Below are 294 nucleotides of genomic sequence, written 5' to 3' on the forward strand. Positions count from 1 at the left end.
AATCACCTTAATCAATACGCTAGTGTTTTGATTAATCCATTGATTTCATCATTTTATCTATATTAAGCCCACCAAGATCCTCGAGGTTATTCTTAATCTCTTCATCGATTGATAGTTGGCGTTCCACTTTCTTTATTTCCTTCTCAAGAAACTTCTCAACTTCTTGAGATACGTTAAACATTAAGCCCTGAGCACGCGCTGCTTTTCTCGCTCGTTTTAGGCGAAAATCTAACTCTGATGGAATTTTAATGTTCAGCGATACTTTGGGTTGTTTTTTTTGTAATGACATATCGG

At 36.1% G+C, this 294-nt stretch carries 1 protein-coding gene; it reads right to left on the reverse strand.

All coding sequences use genetic code 11. From position 1 onward, the window contains the following. Positions 1–31 precede the first annotated feature (31 nt). Entirely contained in the window at positions 32–289 is a 258-nt protein-coding gene (locus BCT81_RS05655) for a hypothetical protein (RefSeq protein WP_102423471.1), read from the reverse strand. Positions 290–294 lie beyond the last annotated feature (5 nt).

This window comes from Vibrio sp. 10N.261.52.A1 (assembly GCF_002876325.1).
Lineage (GTDB): Bacteria > Pseudomonadota > Gammaproteobacteria > Enterobacterales > Vibrionaceae > Vibrio > Vibrio chagasii.